We start from the raw sequence: 18,426 nt of genomic DNA on the forward strand, positions 1-18,426 counted from the left end.
TAATAGGGGATTTAATAAAACAATGGAGGTAATCACAAATGAACAAAACTGAAATAATAAAAGAATTCGGAAGATTTGAAGGAGATACTGGTTCTCCAGAAGTACAAATAGCTTTATTAACAGCTAGAATAAATGAATTAAACGGTCACTTAAAGACTCATAAAAAAGACCACCACTCAAGAAGAGGTCTTTTAAAGATGGTTGGTAAGAGAAGAAACTTATTAGCTTACTTAAAAGAGAAAGACTTAGAAGGATACAGAGCTTTAATAGCTAAATTAGGATTAAGAAAATAATTAGATTATTTAGATAAAGAAAGAAGGTTAAAGCCTTCTTTTTTTGTTTAGATACTTTAATAAAGTTAAGTTTCAAATATAGACAAAAAAATTACAAATTGTCTAAAATTAGTTTAAAATATATAAAGGAATAGTATAATTTATATAGAAATTTTTCTTTTAGGAGGGGATTTGCTATGAAAATAAAATTAATATGCGATAGTTTATGTGATATTCCTATGGAGTTAGCAGAAAAACATGAAATAGAAATAATTCCATTAACTATAATTATAGAAGACAATGAATTTAAAGACGGTATAGATATGACAAATGAAGAATTTTATAATACTATGAGGAAAATACATACCGTACCAAAAACATCTCAAGCGACATATATGCAATTTAAAGAGGTATTTGATAAATATAAGGATGAATATTCAATAATTTGTATAAATGGATCATCAAAATCTTCTGGAACGTATCAAAGTGCTATGATGGCGAAAAATGATACAGAAGGAGAAATACACATATTTGACACATTAAATCTATCCCTAGGAAGCGGTCAGTTTGTAATAAAAGCTTGTGAGCTTATAGAGCAAAATATGGACGCTAAGAGCATCATAAATGAGTTAGAGGCATTAAGAGAAAGTGTTAATCTATTCTTTGTGCCAGATAGCTTAGAATACTTAAAAAGAAGTGGAAGAGTTTCTGTAACTACAGCTGCAATAGGTAACATGTTAAGTCTTAAGCCTGTATTTTCGATGAAAGATGGAAATATAGCATTAGTTACAAAGGTAAGAGGTAAAAAGCATGTAGTACATACACTAATAGATTTATTAAAATCTCAATATGACAATTTTGAAGATAAAAATGTAATGATTGGGTGCGGAGCTAATGTAGGGGATTTTGAAGTACTACAAAAAGAAGTAGAAGAAAGTTTAAAAGTTAAAAAACTTTACTTTACTAGAGGAGGAGCTTGTATTTGTTCACATACAGGACCGGATATAATTGCTATTAGTTGTTCAAATTAAATGTATTAAATTTTACATAATAAGCAAATAATAGATAAAAACAAATATTTGCTAATTACGTTTTGTATCTCTAAATTATATCGATGAAAGCTAGTAATTTACTTTTATGTTGTTAAATTATAGTATTTTTGATAAGATAGTACATAGGATACTAAACGCGGTTTTTAATAAAGAGGAGGTACAAGCATTAATGTTTGAACATAAAGTTTTTAAAATGGATTTTGCAGGAAGAGAGCTTTCTGTTGAAATAGGAAAAATTGCCGAACTAGCTAGTGGAAGTGCCATACTTCAGTATGGTGAGACTATGGTTATGGTTAATACTTCAAAGTCAGCGCAACCAAGAGATGGAATAGATTTCTTCCCTTTAAGTGTTGATTATGAAGAAAAATTATATTCAGTAGGAAAGATACCTGGAGGATTCTTAAAAAGAGAAGGAAAACCTTCAGAAAAAGCTATACTTACATCAAGGCTTATAGATAGACCTATAAGACCTTTATTCCCGAAAGGATTTAGAAATGATGTACAAGTAGTAGCAACAGTTTTATCAGTTGATCAAGATTGTACACCTGATATAGTAGCAATGATAGGTTCATCTATAGCATTATCTATATCTGATATACCATTTAATGGACCTACAGGATCTGTATCAGTAGGATTAGTAGATGGTGCATTTGTTATAAATCCAACTGCTGAGCAAAGAGAAAAGAGTTCTCTACATCTTGTAGTATCAGGAACGAAAGATGCTATAATGATGGTTGAAGCAGGTGCAGAAGAAATACCAGATGAATTAATGTTAGAAGCTATATTATTTGCTCATAAAGAAATTAAAAAAGTTGTTGAGTTTATAGAGACTATAGTTGCTGAAGTCGGAAAAGAAAAAATAGAAGTTACTCTTTTTGAAATAAATGCAGACGTAGAAAAAGCTGTTCGTGAATTTGCTACAGATAAAATGAAAGAAGCGGTTAAAACTGTAGAAAAGCTTGAAAGAATGGAAAAAATGGATGCAGTAAAAGAAGCTACTTTTGAAAACTTTGAAGATATAGTAGAAGAATTTGGTCAAGATATAGAAGAAACATTACATGCTATAATAAAAGAGCAAGTAAGAAAGCTTATAGTACATGAAAATGTAAGACCAGATAATAGAAAACCAGATGAAATAAGACCTATATGGTGTGATAATGGATTTATACCAAGAGCTCATGGATCTGGATTATTTACAAGAGGACAAACTCAAGTAATGTCTATAGCAACTTTAGGAGCTTTAGGTGATGTTCAAATACTTGATGGACTTGATGAAGAAGAAAGTAAAAGATATATGCATCATTACAACTTCCCAGCATACAGTGTTGGAGAAGCTAGACCTTCAAGAGGTCCAGGTAGAAGAGAGATAGGACATGGAGCATTAGCTGAAAGAGCATTACTTCCTGTTATACCTTCTAAAGAAGATTTCCCATATGCAATAAGAGTTGTTTCTGAAGTTTTAAGTTCTAATGGATCAACATCTCAAGGTAGTGTATGTGGATCAACATTATCTCTTTTAGATGCAGGTGTTCCATTAAAAGATATGGTAGCAGGTATAGCTATGGGACTTATAAAACATGATGATAAAGTTGCCGTACTTTCAGATATACAAGGTATGGAAGACCACTTAGGAGACATGGACTTTAAAGTTGCAGGTACTGAGCACGGTATAACTGCTATACAAATGGATATAAAAATAGCTGGTATAGATGAAGAAGTTTTAAGAACTGCTTTAAAGCAAGCTAAAGTAGGTAGAATTCATATATTAAATGAAATGAGAAAAACTATAGCTGAGCCTAAACCAGAGCTTTCTAAATATGCACCTAAGATAGTAACAATGAACATAAATCCAGATAAGATAAGAGACGTTATAGGACCTGGTGGAAAAATAATAACTAAGATTATAGATGAAACTGGAGTTAAAATAGATATAGAACAAACTGGAGAAGTATTTATAAGTGGAATAGATGCTGAAATGATAGCTAAAGCTCAAGAACTTATAAATAATATAGTTGCAGAAGCTGAAGTAGGTGAAACTTACACAGGTAAAGTAACAAGAATAATGAATTTCGGAGCATTCGTTGAAGTACTTCCAGGAAAAGAAGGATTACTTCATATATCTCATATAGCTCATGAAAGAGTAAATAAGGTTGAGGATGTTTTAAACATAGGTGATGAAGTAACAGTCAAGGTAACTGAAATCGATGAAAAAGGTAGAGTTAACTTATCTAGAAAAGCACTTTTACCAAAACCAGAGAAAAAAGAAGTAAAAGAAGTAAAAGAAAATAAAGAAAAATAAATTATAGTCTGTTTAGATTATATATAAATAAAAAAGGAGACATATCTAAGTATTAGATATGTCTCCTTTTTTTATTTACACCTCATAAAAGAAGCGAAGATTAAAAACTGTATATTGACGAAACACTTAAAAGCTTAGCTTGTCGTGTGAAGGAAATATACAGCTTTTAATCAAGCGCCCCCACAATAAGCATTTTTTGCAATAATAAAAGCAATTTAAGTTATAGGGAAGTTTGAATATATAATATATAATAAAAATGCATAAAAGAGAAACTGTCCTAATACAATTTAATGAATAAATAAATTGTACATATTGGGAGGAACTTTTATGATAATGATGGTGCTTAATAAAAAAAAGTTGAAAAAGATTTTCATAATAGCATTAGTTATAATATTAGCAATTATAGGCGTTGTATTTATGACAAAAGATAAAGCTAAGCCTACGTTTAACATGTTTTATAGAGCTGGTGAGCCATATTACAATGGAACAAAAGAAAAAAGCGGATACGTTGCAATAAGTTGCAACGTAGACCTTGGTTGGGAAACTGAATACTTAGAAAAAATTTTAAAGGTATTAGATGAAAAAAAGGCTAAAATAACTTTTGCTGTAACAGGTAGATGGGCAGAAGAAAACCCTGAACTTTTATTAGAAATTCAAAAAAAGGGACATGAAATTGCAAATCACGGATACAAACATCTAGATTATGGAACTTTAGACTATGATAAAAACTACGAACAAATAAAGACATCAAAAGAAATAATTGAAAATATAACAAAAACAGAAACTAAGTTTTTTCAAGCTCCGGGAGGGTCATTTAATAAAGAAACAGTAAAAGCGTGTAATGATTTAGGTTATATACCTTATAAATGGGATATAGACACAATAGATTGGAAAAATAGACAAGAACCTGATGTTATTATACAAAGGGTTAAATCTAAAGATATGAAAGATTCTAGCATAATACTTATGCATCCTACATATGCAAGTGCAGAGGGAATTGATGATATAATAAAAATCATAGAAGAAAAGGAATTAAAGCCAGGTAAACTTAGTGATGTATTTAATTTATAAAATTATTTTGATATTGAATAATTGACTTTACTAACTTATAATTTAAAAGACATTGATTAAGATAAAAAGCTTATATGATTATCATAAATATTTTAATGCACAAAAATTGGAGGATGAGTATGTATAAAACGCACACATTGAGTAATGGACTAACAATAATAGGGGAAGAGATACCTTATCTAAAATCTATAACATTAGGTGTTTGGGTAAATGCAGGGTCTAGAATAGAGAATGAAGAGCTAGGTGGGATATCGCACTTTATAGAACATATGCTTTTTAAAGGTACTAAAAATAGAACTTCTAAAGAAATCGCAAGCACTATAGATAACTTAGGAGGTCAAATAAATGCTTTTACGAGTAAGGAATGTACTTGTTATTATGTAAAATTATTAGATGAACATATAGACATTGGAATTGATATATTAAGTGATATGTTTTTAAATCCTTTGTTTGATGAAAAGGATATAGATAAGGAAAGACAAGTTATAATAGAAGAATTAAAAATGTATGAAGATTCTCCTGAGGACTTAGTATACGATCTTCTTATGGAAGGAATATACAAAACTGATGCCTTAGGTATGAATATAATAGGGACGGAAGAATCGTTATATAATATAAATAGAAATACTATAAAAGATTATTTCAATAAGTATTATGTAGCAAGTAACTCTGTAATATCTATAAGTGGAAACTTTAAATTTGAAGAAATGGTAAAGTTAATAGAATCAAAGTTTAAAGACTTAGCTATGGGAAATGTAGATATCAAAATAACTGAACCTGAGTTTCATCCGTGTTTTATAGCTAGAAATAAAGATACAGAACAAGTTAATTTAGCTATAAGTTTAAAAGCTATTCCTCTAGAGTGTAGAGAAGATGCCTATGCATTATCTATAATAAATAATATTTTCGGAGGAAGTATAAGCTCAAGATTATTTCAAAATATAAGGGAAAATAAAGGACTAGTATACTCAATATACTCTGCGCCTAGCCTTTATAGGAAAAGCGGAGAACTTGGAATTTATGCTAGTATGAGTAACGAAAATCTAAAAAAAGTATATAATTTAGTATTAGAAGAAATTGACAACCTAAGACAGAATCATCTTACAGATAAAGAGATAAAAGAAAGTAAGGAACAGTTAAAAGGAAGTTATATTCTTGGATTAGAGAGTACTAGCAGTAGAATGATGTCAATTGGTAAAGCAATGGTATTAACAAAAAAGGTGAAAAATCCTAATGATATTATAGAAAGTATAAATAATATTGACAAGGCTAGAATAGACTTAATTATAGACAAGGTATTTAATAGAGAAAATATTGGAGTCTGTATTGTAGGAAGAGATGTAGAGGGTATAACTTTAGACTAACTAGACTAGACATATAATCAAGGTTATCTATATTGGATACATATTAGTTTATATGGGGGGATACTTATGAATTTATCTGAAGTAGCAGGTAAAGAGATTGTAAACTTAGTTACAGGAGAAAGATTAGGAGTTGTTGGAGAGTGCGACCTTATAATTGAAGACACTACAGGAAAAATACTAGCTTTATTAATCCCTAGGGAAAGAGGATTTTTAGGATTTAGAAAAGATAAATCGGTACTAGAAGTACCATGGAGAAATGTGAAAAAAATTGGTAATGACATGATTATAATAGAATACGAAGGAGTTTACTAGGAGGATAATATGACGATAGTAGTTCAAAAATTTGGTGGGACATCTGTGGAATCTTATGAAAAAATGCAACAAGTTTGCAATATAATAAAAAACTACAAAGAAAAAGGATTAGACTTAGTAGTAGTAGTTTCTGCTATGGGAAGAAAAGGAGCTCCATATGCAACTGATACATTGATAAATCTGTGTAAAAATGTAAATGAAAATTCTTCTAAAAGAGAATTAGATTTAATAATGTCTTGTGGAGAGATAATATCAGGAACTATACTTACTAATATGCTAAAAGGAAATGGGATAGATGCAGTATTTTTAACTGGTAGTCAAGCTGGTATATATACAGATGGGAAATTTTCTGATTCAAGAATATTAGATATAAAACCAGAAAGAATATATAAAGAATTAGATGAAGGTAAAGTTGTTATTGTAGCCGGGTTCCAAGGAACTACAGAAAGTGGAGAAGTAACAACACTTGGTAGAGGGGGAAGCGATACATCTGCTGTTGCTATAGGTAAAGCTTTAGAATGTGAAACTGTTGAAATTTATACAGATGTTGATGGAATCATGACGGCAGACCCTAGAGTAGAACCTGAAGCTAAAGTTTTAGATTATATAAATTATGAAGAAGTTTTTCAAATGGCAGATAAAGGTGCAAAGGTAATTCATCCAAGAGCTGTTGAAATTGCAAAAAGCGGATCTATAGCTTTAAATATAAAAAATACTTTAAATCCATCTCATCCAGGTACTAGAATAAGCGGTATGAGTCCTAAATTTGAAGTAAACAAAGAAGCAAAATCTTTACACACTATGACTGCAGTAGCACATAAAAATGGAATTACTCAAATAAAAGTCAAATCTAAAGAAGATATATTTACAGATATAATGAATGAAATTGAATCAAATGAAATTAGTCTAGATATGATAAACTTCTTTGTGGAAGAAAAAGCTTTTGTAATAGGCCATGAAAAATTAAATATATTAAAAGATATACTTAATAATCATGATCTTGAGTATACTGTTAAAGAAAACTGTGCAAAAGTAACTCTTATAGGTACAAAAATGACAGGTATTCCTGGAGTTATGGCAAAGATTGTAAGAGCTTTATCTAAAGCTAAAATAAACTTATTACAAACATCGGATTCAAACATGACTATATCTTGTTTAGTTGAAGAAAAAGATATGAAATCAGCTGTTCATGCTATACATGATGAATTTAAATTAAATTAATAAAATCCTCCTTTTTTGGTTAACTTATATGTAAAGTTAAACAAATAGGAGGATTTTTTTATGTCTAATAAAAAAACAAAAAATAAACAGCCAAATACTAAATTAGAATTTGCAGAAGAATTAAATTTACCAGCTAACTCTAGACCTAGAAAAAGTGGATCAGTAGCTCAAAATACATCAAGACCTATAAGTAAACATCCAAAAGAAAAGTAGATAAAAATAAGTCTTAGAAGGAGGCTACATATGAATCTTTTCAATGATGAAAAAAATAGAAAAATACAGTTAAAGTCAGAAGAAGATGATGAAAGAGAAGACGAAAGTGAAGATATACAAAATATAAAACAAATGGGTGTTCCTAATATGCCTAACCAAAACATAAAGGACATACAATGTATAACCATAATTGGTGAAATTGAAGGTCACTTTGCAGGAAACCCACAAAAAAAATCTACAAAATATGAGCATATAATACCTATGTTATTTGAAATAGAGGAAAATCAAAATATAAAAGGGGTATTAGTAATTTTAAACACTGTTGGAGGAGATGTTGAAGCTGGACTTGCTATGGCAGAACTTATGAACAGTGTATCTAAAAAAGTAGTAACATTAGTATTAGGAGGTAGTCATAGTATAGGAGTTCCACTTGCAACTGCAGGTGATTATTCATTTATAGCCCCAACTGCAACTATGATTGTTCACCCTATAAGAACAAATGGACTTGTTATTGGAGTTAATGAAACATTTGAATACTTTAAAAAAATGCAAGAGCGTATAACTAGATTTATAATTAGAACTTCAGATATAGAAAAAGAAGAATTAGAAAAGCTTATGCACTCAAAAGAGGAATTAGTAAGTGATGTAGGTAGTGTTTTAATAGGTAAAGAGGCAGTTGATTGTGGTCTTATTGATGAAGTCGGTGGATTAAAAGAGGCAATGGCTAAATTAAGAGAATTAATTAATGAAGATGATAATGATAGTAACAACAATGTAATTAAATAAAATTTGTTTAAATAACATAAAATATGATATAATTAAAAGATATAAAAGTGTTAGTGTTTAAATACATTAGCACTTTTTGCTATGATTTTGGAATTTATTAATTCTTGTATAAATTTATTTTTAAGAGGTGAGATTGGTGGCTAAGAAAAAATCTAAAAAGAAAAAGAAGATAGAATCAAGTTTTTCAGCTGAGTACAATAACCTTATAACTATATTTATTGGTATATTTTTATTATATAGTTTAAACTCTAGTTCAATGGGGTTATTAGGTACGGTTATTCAAAATATATTTAAAGGATTATTTGGAGGATTAGCAGTAGCAATTCCGTTTATAATCATTATTAGTGGTATCTTAGGATTTTTCGAGAAGAATGAATATATATACAGAATTAAAAATGCTAAAATATACTATTTAGGTGTATTTTTTATATTCATATTCTACGGACTTTTAAATGCGAAAAATTTACCTATAGATAGTCCGACTAATTCATATGTAATTAAAGAAGTAAGTAAAGCTGCGGTTCAAGGTGAAGGGTGTGGACTTATAGCTACATTTATCACATATTATGTTACAAAGATTTTAGGTGTAACAGGAGCATGGCTAATAAGTATATTTGCATTATTAATAACAGGTCTATTTACTTTTAATATATCTTTAAAAGACTTAATTTATACTATAAAAGCAAAAGCTAAAAATAGTAAAGATAGTAATCTTACTTTTAAAGAAAAAGCTAAAGGTTTAAAAAATGCTATGGTTAACATGGTAACTGAAGAAGTTGATGAAAATACTATGGTAACAAAGAATGACTTAAAAAATAAGTCAAATAAATCTAAGGATAAAGAAAAAAGTATTGAAGAATACGACAATGATAAAACAATAAAAATTGTTGGATTTAATAAAGCTGAAGATGATTACTTAGAAATATTAGAGGGCACTCAAAGTATGCCTGAATTAGAAGTTTTAAAAGAATTACAAAAGGCTAAACCTACGCAAAAAACAGAGGTTACAAGTGTAAAAGCAAGTGTAAAAGAAAGCAATATAGAAAGTACACAGCCTATTGGGATTCAAACAAATTCTAAATATGAAAATTATACAAAACCTAGTATTGAGCTATTAAATAAAATAGACTCAAAGACTGATGACAAAAGCAAGAAAAAAGTTTTAAAAAATGCCTCATTATTAGAAAAAACTCTATCTGACTTTGGGGTTGAAGCAAAAGTAAATCAAGTTACTGTTGGGCCTACTATAACTAGATATGAAATTCAACCAAGTCCAGGTGTTAAAGTTAGTAAAATTGTTAACTTAACAGATGATATAGCACTTAGTTTAGCGGCAAAAAGTATAAGAATAGAAGCTCCTATACCAGGTAAAAGTGCTATTGGTATAGAGGTTCCAAATGAAGAAGCTCAAATGGTAACTTTAAGAGAAGTTCTTGAAAGTGAAGAATTTAATAATTTTAAATCACCATTAGCTATGGGACTTGGAAAAGATATAGCTGGGAAACCTATAATAGCTGATATTGGGAAAATGCCTCATTTACTTATAGCAGGATCTACAGGATCTGGTAAAAGTGTGTGTGTAAATACTTTAATAAACAGTATTTTATACAAAGCAAACCCAGATGAAGTTAAATTTTTACTTATAGATCCAAAAGTTGTTGAACTTGCAAATTACAATGGAATACCACATTTATTAATACCAGTTGTAACAGATCCTAAAAAAGCTGCTAATGCTTTAAACTGGGCAGTTACTGAAATGAATAGAAGATACAAATTATTTGCAGAATCAAGTGTAAAAGACATAACAAGTTATAATGAAAAAAGTGAAGAAAAACTTCCTAAGATAGTAATAATAATAGACGAGCTTGCAGACCTTATGATGGTTAGTGCTAGTGATGTTGAAGATTATATATGTAGATTAGCTCAGATGGCAAGAGCTGCAGGAATGCATTTAATAGTTGCTACACAAAGACCTTCAGTAGATGTTATAACTGGGGTTATAAAAGCTAATATTCCATCTAGAATTGCGTTTGCAGTTTCATCTCAAACGGACTCTAGAACTATACTTGATATGGGTGGAGCAGAAAAACTTCTAGGAAAAGGCGATATGTTATTCTATCCTTTAGGAGCAGCTAAACCAGTTAGATTACAAGGTGCGTTTATATCAGAATCAGAATCAGAAAGAGTAGTAGATTATGTAAAGAGTCAAGTTAATGAAGAAGTTAAATATGAAGAATGCATAGTAGATAGTATAGCTAAAATATCTAAAGAGCAAGATAGCGATGCTGATGAACTTTTAGGAGATGCAATAGAATTTGTAGTTGAAAGTGGGCAAGCTTCAGCTTCTATGCTTCAAAGAAAATTTAAAATTGGATTTAATAGAGCGGCAAGACTTATAGATTCTATGGAAGAGAGATCTATAGTTGGTCAAAGTGAAGGAAGTAAACCTAGAAAGGTTTTAGTAAGTAAACAAGACTTAGAAAATTTAGAGGGTGAATAAATTTGAAGACAATAGACATAAAGAGTGCGTTAGATCTACCAAATACTATATTTATAGATGTTAGAACGCAAGCGGAATTTGAAGAAGACCACATACGTGATGCTTTTCATATGCCATTGTTTAATGATGATGAGCATAAAGATATAGGAACTATATATAAGATGCAAGGAAAACAAGAAGCTGTACAAAAGGGATTTGACTATGTAAAAGATAAGTTAAAACATATGTACATGGAAGTTTTAAGTTTAGCTAATGAATATGAAAATATAGTTATATACTGTGCAAGAGGCGGCATGAGAAGTGGAAGTTTAGTAAATATGATTTCAACATTAGGTGTAAATGTATATCAATTACAAGGTGGATATAAAGCATACAGAAACTTTGTATTAGATTACTTTAAAACAGTTATGGATACAAAAGAATTTATAGTTCTTCATGGGTTAACTGGTGTTGGAAAAACAGATGCATTACTTATGTTAGAAAAAAATGGGATAGATATTATAGACTTAGAAGGTTTAGCTAAAAATAGTGGATCTACATTTGGATTTATAATGTTTAACGAAAAACCTCCTACACAAAAGAATTTTGAAACTAATATTTTTGAAAAACTATATTTTTCAAAAAGTAACTATATATTTATAGAAAGTGAAAGTAAAAGAGTCGGACATGTTAACGTACCTCATGAAATATATGAAGGCATAGTAAGGGACGGATACCATATATTATTAGAATGTAGTGTAAAGTCTAGAGTAGATAGATTATGTAGAGACTACATATATACAGATAATAAGAACTTTGAAGCATTAATACAGTGTATTAATAAATTTAGAAAAAGATTAGGAAATCAAAAAGTTGATTATTATATTGAATTATTTAATGAAGGTAAATACGATCAAGTTGTAGAACATTATTTAGTAGATTATTACGATGCATTATATGGGCATTCAGTTCAAAAATATGAGTACAATAGAGTTCTTAATTGTGATAACATGAAAGAAGCAGTTTTAGAGTTAATAGATTTTCATAAGGCAGCGAAGGAAGGAGCAAATTAAATGTTAAAAATAGCATTAGAGTCATTAGGATGTTCTAAAAACTTAGTAGATGCAGAAATAATGATGGGGATTTTAAATAGAAAAGGATATAAATTAGTAGGTGAGTTTGAGGAAGCTGATATAATTTTAGTAAATACTTGTGGATTTATAGAATCAGCAAAACAAGAATCTATAGATACTATATTAGACTTAGCTCAATTAAAAGAAAATGGAAATTTAAAGTTACTTATAGTTACAGGATGCTTAGCTCAAAGATATGCTAAGGAATTACAAGCAGAAATTCCAGAAATAGATGCTATAGTTGGAACAGGAAGTTACCAACAAATAGATGAAATAATAGCAAATCTTGAAAAGGAAAATAACATAGTAAGTTTAAATGATATTGAATTTGCTTACAATGAAGATCTTCCAAGATACGTGACAACTCCAGAATATATGGCATATTTAAAAATAGGTGAAGGTTGTGACAATCACTGTACTTACTGTATAATACCAAAATTAAGAGGTAGATATAGAAGTAGAAAAATGGAAGATATAATAAAAGAAGCTAAAGATCTTGCTTCTAAAGGAGTAAAAGAATTAGTAGTTATAGCTCAAGACACTACAAAGTATGGTTTAGATTTATATGGAGAAGTTAAACTTCCACAATTATTAGAAGAACTTGCACAAATATATGGAATAAAATGGATAAGAATAATGTACTCATATCCTGAATCAATAACTGACGAGCTTGTAAAAGTAATTAAAAAATATGATAACATATGTAATTATTTTGATATGCCTATACAACATGCAAGTAATAAAGTTTTAAAATTAATGAATAGACACACGACTAAAGAAGACATTAAATCTAAAGTTGAAATGATAAGAAAATATATACCTGATGCTACATTAAGAACAACTATAATAGTTGGATTCCCGGGAGAAACTGATGAAGATTTTAATGAATTAGTTGAATTTGCAAAAGATATGAAGTTTGATAGACTAGGAGCTTTTGCATACTCTAGAGAAGAAGATACTCCAGCTGATAAACTTCCTAATCATTTAGATGAAGATGTAAAATTACAAAGAAGAGATCAACTTATGTTAATTCAACAAGAAATATCACAAAATCTAAATGCACAAAAAATTGATAATGAATATGAAGTTTTAATTGAAGAGCAAATTGAAGATAAGGTATATATAGGAAGAACTCAAGGAGATGCAGAAGAAATAGACAGTATAGTTTATGTTAAGTCTGAAAATCAACTTGAAATAGGATCATTTGTAAAAGTAAAAATAAATAATGCCTTAGAGTATGATTTGATGGGAGATGTAGTTAATGAACTTGCCTAATAAATTAACTTTATTTAGGATATTTTTAATACCAGTTTTTATAATAGTAATGATGTTAAATTTACCAAGTAAATTTTTAATAGCTTGTATGATATTTATAGTAGCATCTGTAACTGATGCTATGGATGGTCATATAGCCAGAAAATACAATTTAGTAACTGACTTTGGTAAATTTATGGATCCTCTTGCTGATAAGCTGCTTGTAATATCAGCTCTTACAACAATGATAGAGTATGATTTAGTGGCTGCTTGGATGGTTATTATAATTGTTGCTAGAGAACTTACAGTTAGTATATTAAGAGCAATTGCAGCTGCAGACGGAAAAGTAATAGCTGCAAGTTCTGGAGGAAAATTAAAAACTATTTCACAAATGGTAGCTATAGTAATTCTTTTACTAGGTGCGCATACAGGTAATCCTGTATTTTTAAACATAGGTAAATTTACTATATTAATAGCTACATTACTTACTCTTTACTCAGGATGGGAGTATGTTTATAAAAATAAAAATTTATTTATGGAAAGTAAATAATAATATAAAAAATGGATAACTAATAGTTATCCATTTTTTTAGCTTAAATTATAATTATTAAAAACTTATAGCAAGTTTGTAAAATTAATATAATTTAAACTTATGGAAAAATATGTATAAATTGATATAATTAAAGTTAATACTAATAAGGTATTATTTAATTGACTTTGAGTCATAAAAAATATATAATAAATATAGAACAAGTGTTTGATGAATGTTTTACTTTAAGTAAAATTTTAATAAATGATTTTTAGAAGGGAAGGTAACATAAATGGCAGGAATACAAGATGAAAAATTAAAAGCGCTGAACTCAGCGTTATCTCAGATAGAAAAAGATTTTGGTAAAGGATCTGTAATGAAACTTGGAGAAGCTAAGGGTATGGCTATAGATGTTATACCAACAGGTTCTATTGGACTTGATATAGCTATAGGTATAGGAGGTCTTCCGAAGGGTAGAATAGTTGAAATATATGGACCAGAATCTTCTGGTAAGACTACAGTTACTTTACATGCAGTAGCAGAAGCTCAAAAACAAGGTGGAATAGCAGCATTTATAGATGCTGAACATGCATTAGATCCAGTATATGCAAAAGCATTAGGCGTAGATGTTGATAACTTAATAGTTTCACAACCAGATACAGGAGAACAAGCGTTAGAAATAGCAGAAGCACTTATAAGAAGTGGTGCTATAGATATAATAGTAGTTGACTCAGTAGCAGCATTAGTTCCAAAAGCGGAAATAGAAGGGGACATGGGAGATTCTCATATTGGTCTTCAAGCAAGACTTATGTCGCAAGCTTTAAGAAAGCTAACAGGATCTATAAAAAAATCTAATTGTGTAGCAATATTTATAAACCAGTTAAGAGAGAAAGTTGGAGTTATGTTTGGTAGCCCAGAAACTACAACAGGTGGTCGTGCTCTTAAATTCTACTCTTCAGTAAGACTAGATGTTAGAAAAATAGACACTATAAAACAAGGCGATAAAGTTATGGGAAGTAGAACAAGAGTAAAAGTTGTTAAAAACAAGGTTGCACCTCCATTTAAACAATGTGAATTTGACATAATGTATGGAGAAGGTATATCAAAGGTTGGGGACCTATTAGATATAGCTGCAGATTTAGACATAATTAAAAAATCAGGAGCTTGGTATAGTTATAACGAGACTAGATTAGGACAAGGTAGAGAAAATGTTAAAAAGTTCTTAGAAGATAATAAGGATTTAACAGAAGAAGTAGAAGGTTTAGTAAGAAAATATTACAAATTAGATGAAAATAGAGACAGCGCAGAGAAAAATGAAGATTCAGTAGAAAATATTGGAGAATAATCGCTTGTATACCTCCTATTAACTTGACACCAGATTGAAAAAATTATAAAATTAAATAAGAATAAAATATTCTTATTTAGTTTATAAAAATAGATGTTATAAATACTGTAGTTGACGGTTTATTTAACAAAGGAGGTGGATGTCATAGAGGCAATGATAAGCGCTTTATTGGGAATATTTGTGGGTATTATAGTTGGTTATTTTGTAAGAAAAAACATATCTGAAGCTAAAATTGGTCAAGCTGAAAAGATGGCCGATGATATAATAGATAAGGCAAAAAAAGATGCAGAAACTTTACAAAAAGAAAAACTATTAGAAGCAAAAGAAGAGATCCATAAGTGGAGAAATGAAGCAGAGAAAGAGAACAAAGAAAGAAGAATCGAAGTTCAAAAGTTTGAAAGAAGAATAATTCAAAAGGAAGAGGTTTTAGATAAAAAACTTCAAGCTCTAGAGAATAAAGAAACAGTTCTTAATGATAAAATTAAAAAAATTGAGAAAAAAGAAGAAAACGTTGAAGCGATTAAAGTTCAACAATTAGAAAAATTAGAAAGCATATCTGGAATAACTTCAGACCAAGCAAAAGAAATTATATTAACTAATGCTGAAAGAGAAGTAAGAAGAGAGATGTCTATAATGATTAAAGAAATAGAATCTCAAGCTAAAGATGAAGCAGATAAGAAGTCTAGAGAAATAATAGGATATGCTATACAAAAATGCGCAGCCGATCATGTGGCAGAAACTACTGTAACAGTGGTTAACCTTCCTAACGATGAAATGAAGGGAAGAATTATAGGTAGAGAAGGTAGAAATATTAGAACATTAGAGACTCTTACTGGAATAGATTTAATAATAGATGACACTCCAGAAGCAGTAATATTATCTGGATTTGATCCTATAAGAAGAGAAGTTGCAAGAATTGCGCTTGAAAAGCTTATCGCAGATGGAAGAATACATCCTGCAAGAATTGAAGAAATGGTTGAGAAAGCTAGAAAAGAAGTTGACAATATAATAAAAGAGTTTGGAGAACAAGCTACTTTTGAAACAGGGGTTCATGGATTACATCCAGAATTAGTAAGACTTCTAGGTAGACTTAACTATAGAACAAGTTATGGACAAAATGTTTTAAGACATTCTATAGAAGTAGCTCATATAGCTGGTATAATGGCTGCCGAAATAGGAGCAGACGTGAAATTAGCTAAGAGAGCTGGATTACTTCATGATATAGGTAAGGCAGTTGACCATGAAATGGAAGGAACTCATGTTGAGATAGGTATGGACTTACTTAGAAGATACAAAGAATCTAAAGATGTTATACATGCTATGAGCACTCACCATGGAGATTATGAGCCACAAACTATAGAAGCTGTATTAGTTACAGCTGCAGATGCTATATCAGCTGCAAGACCTGGAGCTAGACGTGAAACACTAGAAGCATATATCAAACGTTTAGAGAAATTAGAAGAAATAGCTAATTCATATGATGGCGTAGATAAATCGTTTGCAATACAAGCTGGTAGAGAAATCAGAATAATGGTTAAGCCAGAAAATGTAAATGATGAAGACATACATTTATTAGCAAGAGATATGACTAAGAGAATAGAGGATGAATTAGAGTATCCTGGACAAATCAAAGTTAGCATAATAAGAGAAACAAGAGCAATAGAATACGCTAAATAAGAAAATAATTTAAGCGAATATATCAAATGATATATTCGCTTTTTTGATTTTTGAATTAAATAAAAAGAATAATTTATTTTAAATAAGATTAAAATACTAATATTAAAATTTATAAACATAATAGGAGATATAATTATGAGACGTCCAAAGTTATTAATCAGTAAATGTTTAGGATTTGAAAATTGTAGATACAATGGACAAGGATCAAGTAGTAAGTTCATTGACTCTTTAAAAGATTATGTTGAGTTTCGTACAGTATGTCCTGAAGTTGAAATAGGACTTTCTACACCTAGAGAAGCTATAAGAATTGTTGACTATAATAATGAAAAAAAACTTATTCAACCTAAAAGTAATAAAGATTATACTAACCAGATGAAAAATTTTTCTCAAAATTACATTTCTAAATTGGATGATATTGACGGATGTATATTAAAAAGCAAATCACCTTCATGTGGTGTAAGAGATGTTAAAGTTTATCATAAAAGTGGGCAATCAACTTTAACTAATGGGAGCAATGGCTTTTTCGCAGATGAAATATTAAATTCACATGGTTATTTACCTATAGAAAATGAAGGTAGACTTAAAAACTATTCAATAAGAGATGAGTTTTTGACAAAATTATTTATGATAAATAACTTTAAAAATGAAAAAAGTAATATAAAAAAATTTCACCAAAATAATGAATTGCTACTAAAAAATTATGATGTTAAAATTTTTAGCCATTTAAACAATATGTGTAAAAATGAAGAATATGAAAATTACCAAAAAACATTGTTTCAACTTTTGAATAAAAACAGAAATACCAAAAAAAATATTCAAACTATTTTAGATATATATAATAAATATGAAGAATACTTATCTTTAAAAGAAAAAGAAGTATTTGTTGATAATATAATTAAGTATAGCAAAGGGAAAATACCACTTAGTACAGCTTTAAATAATGTGAAAATATATGCAGCTAGATTTGAAGACGAAAAAATTTTAAGTCAAACTATATTTAATCCATATCCAGAGAGCTTAATAAATCTAATGGACTCCGGTAAAGGAAGAAGTTTATAAATCTATATAATAAAAAATTATAAAATGATAATAATAATAAAGAAAAAATGAAAGGAGAAATGATATGTTAAATACTCTTGCTAAAAATCAATATGTAAAAATATCAAATTGCAATAAAAATGAAGATGTTGAATATGGAGTTGTTGTAAATAAAAATGAAGATAATTACGATATAATGAGTATTGGATTTGAAAATAAAAATGGAAATTTCTTAGAATATCCTCCTAATGTGGATAAATTAGTTCAAAGTTACAGTATAAGTGATGCTGATTTTGAAGAAGTAAAGAAAAATGAAATAAGAAGAAAAATGAATATATGGTTAGAAAGCCATTACAAATCATAAAAAATAGGTACTTTAAA

General features: G+C 29.2%; 17 protein-coding genes. All 17 read left to right on the forward strand.

The features are described from left to right. Window positions 1-38 precede the first annotated feature (38 nt). On the forward strand, window positions 39-293 hold the full coding sequence (gene rpsO, locus ACN6I1_RS03480; RefSeq protein ID WP_021432243.1) for a 30S ribosomal protein S15: 255 nt from the start codon (window positions 39-41) through the stop codon (window positions 291-293). 176 nt (window positions 294-469) lie between these two features. Then, window positions 470-1,303 (forward strand): DegV family protein, encoded by an 834-nt coding sequence (locus tag ACN6I1_RS03485; protein WP_035114141.1) that lies wholly within the window; start codon window positions 470-472, stop codon window positions 1,301-1,303. A gap of 190 nt (window positions 1,304-1,493) precedes the next feature. Continuing rightward, window positions 1,494-3,623 (forward strand): polyribonucleotide nucleotidyltransferase, encoded by a 2,130-nt coding sequence (locus ACN6I1_RS03490; protein WP_419742722.1) that lies wholly within the window; start codon window positions 1,494-1,496, stop codon window positions 3,621-3,623. Window positions 3,624-3,950: 327 nt separating this feature from the next. Further along, entirely contained in the window at window positions 3,951-4,694 is a 744-nt protein-coding gene (locus ACN6I1_RS03495; RefSeq protein ID WP_419742723.1) for a polysaccharide deacetylase family protein, read from the forward strand. A gap of 119 nt (window positions 4,695-4,813) precedes the next feature. After that, entirely contained in the window at window positions 4,814-6,058 is a 1,245-nt protein-coding gene (locus ACN6I1_RS03500) for a M16 family metallopeptidase (RefSeq protein WP_419742724.1), read from the forward strand. A gap of 66 nt (window positions 6,059-6,124) precedes the next feature. Beyond that, complete coding sequence (locus ACN6I1_RS03505) at window positions 6,125-6,370, forward strand: YlmC/YmxH family sporulation protein (RefSeq protein ID WP_021428747.1); 246 nt, start codon at window positions 6,125-6,127, stop codon at window positions 6,368-6,370. Window positions 6,371-6,379: 9 nt separating this feature from the next. Then, complete coding sequence (dapG, locus tag ACN6I1_RS03510; protein WP_419742725.1) at window positions 6,380-7,591, forward strand: aspartate kinase; 1,212 nt, start codon at window positions 6,380-6,382, stop codon at window positions 7,589-7,591. 60 nt (window positions 7,592-7,651) lie between these two features. After that, window positions 7,652-7,804: a hypothetical protein gene (locus tag ACN6I1_RS03515; RefSeq protein ID WP_021428798.1), complete on the forward strand. Its 153-nt coding sequence runs from the start codon at window positions 7,652-7,654 to the stop codon at window positions 7,802-7,804. 30 nt (window positions 7,805-7,834) lie between these two features. After that, window positions 7,835-8,590: a ClpP family protease gene (locus ACN6I1_RS03520; RefSeq protein ID WP_419742726.1), complete on the forward strand. Its 756-nt coding sequence runs from the start codon at window positions 7,835-7,837 to the stop codon at window positions 8,588-8,590. Window positions 8,591-8,726: 136 nt separating this feature from the next. Beyond that, window positions 8,727-11,090 (forward strand): DNA translocase FtsK, encoded by a 2,364-nt coding sequence (locus ACN6I1_RS03525; RefSeq protein WP_419742727.1) that lies wholly within the window; start codon window positions 8,727-8,729, stop codon window positions 11,088-11,090. A gap of 2 nt (window positions 11,091-11,092) precedes the next feature. Further along, window positions 11,093-12,142 carry a tRNA 2-selenouridine(34) synthase MnmH gene (mnmH, locus tag ACN6I1_RS03530; RefSeq protein WP_419742728.1) on the forward strand — a complete coding sequence of 350 codons (1,050 nt, stop codon included), beginning with the start codon at window positions 11,093-11,095 and terminating at the stop codon, window positions 12,140-12,142. Beyond that, window positions 12,143-13,477: a 30S ribosomal protein S12 methylthiotransferase RimO gene (rimO, locus tag ACN6I1_RS03535; protein WP_419742729.1), complete on the forward strand. Its 1,335-nt coding sequence runs from the start codon at window positions 12,143-12,145 to the stop codon at window positions 13,475-13,477. Continuing rightward, complete coding sequence (gene pgsA / locus ACN6I1_RS03540; protein WP_021428714.1) at window positions 13,464-14,006, forward strand: CDP-diacylglycerol--glycerol-3-phosphate 3-phosphatidyltransferase; 543 nt, start codon at window positions 13,464-13,466, stop codon at window positions 14,004-14,006. The genes rimO and pgsA overlap by 14 nt, the downstream gene beginning before the upstream one ends. Window positions 14,007-14,277: 271 nt before the next feature. Next, on the forward strand, window positions 14,278-15,330 hold the full coding sequence (gene recA / locus ACN6I1_RS03545; protein WP_419742730.1) for a recombinase RecA: 1,053 nt from the start codon (window positions 14,278-14,280) through the stop codon (window positions 15,328-15,330). A gap of 153 nt (window positions 15,331-15,483) precedes the next feature. After that, the gene (gene rny, locus ACN6I1_RS03550; RefSeq protein ID WP_207737825.1) at window positions 15,484-17,007 is read left to right on the forward strand and encodes a ribonuclease Y; all 1,524 of its coding nucleotides are present in this window, start codon (window positions 15,484-15,486) and stop codon (window positions 17,005-17,007) included. Window positions 17,008-17,142: 135 nt separating this feature from the next. Beyond that, on the forward strand, window positions 17,143-18,066 hold the full coding sequence (locus tag ACN6I1_RS03555) for a DUF523 and DUF1722 domain-containing protein (protein WP_419742731.1): 924 nt from the start codon (window positions 17,143-17,145) through the stop codon (window positions 18,064-18,066). Window positions 18,067-18,130: 64 nt separating this feature from the next. Then, the gene (locus ACN6I1_RS03560; protein WP_021432255.1) at window positions 18,131-18,409 is read left to right on the forward strand and encodes a hypothetical protein; all 279 of its coding nucleotides are present in this window, start codon (window positions 18,131-18,133) and stop codon (window positions 18,407-18,409) included. Window positions 18,410-18,426: the final 17 nt, after the last annotated feature.

The organism is Paraclostridium dentum, assembly GCF_048568265.1.
Lineage (GTDB): Bacteria > Bacillota > Clostridia > Peptostreptococcales > Peptostreptococcaceae > Paraclostridium > Paraclostridium dentum.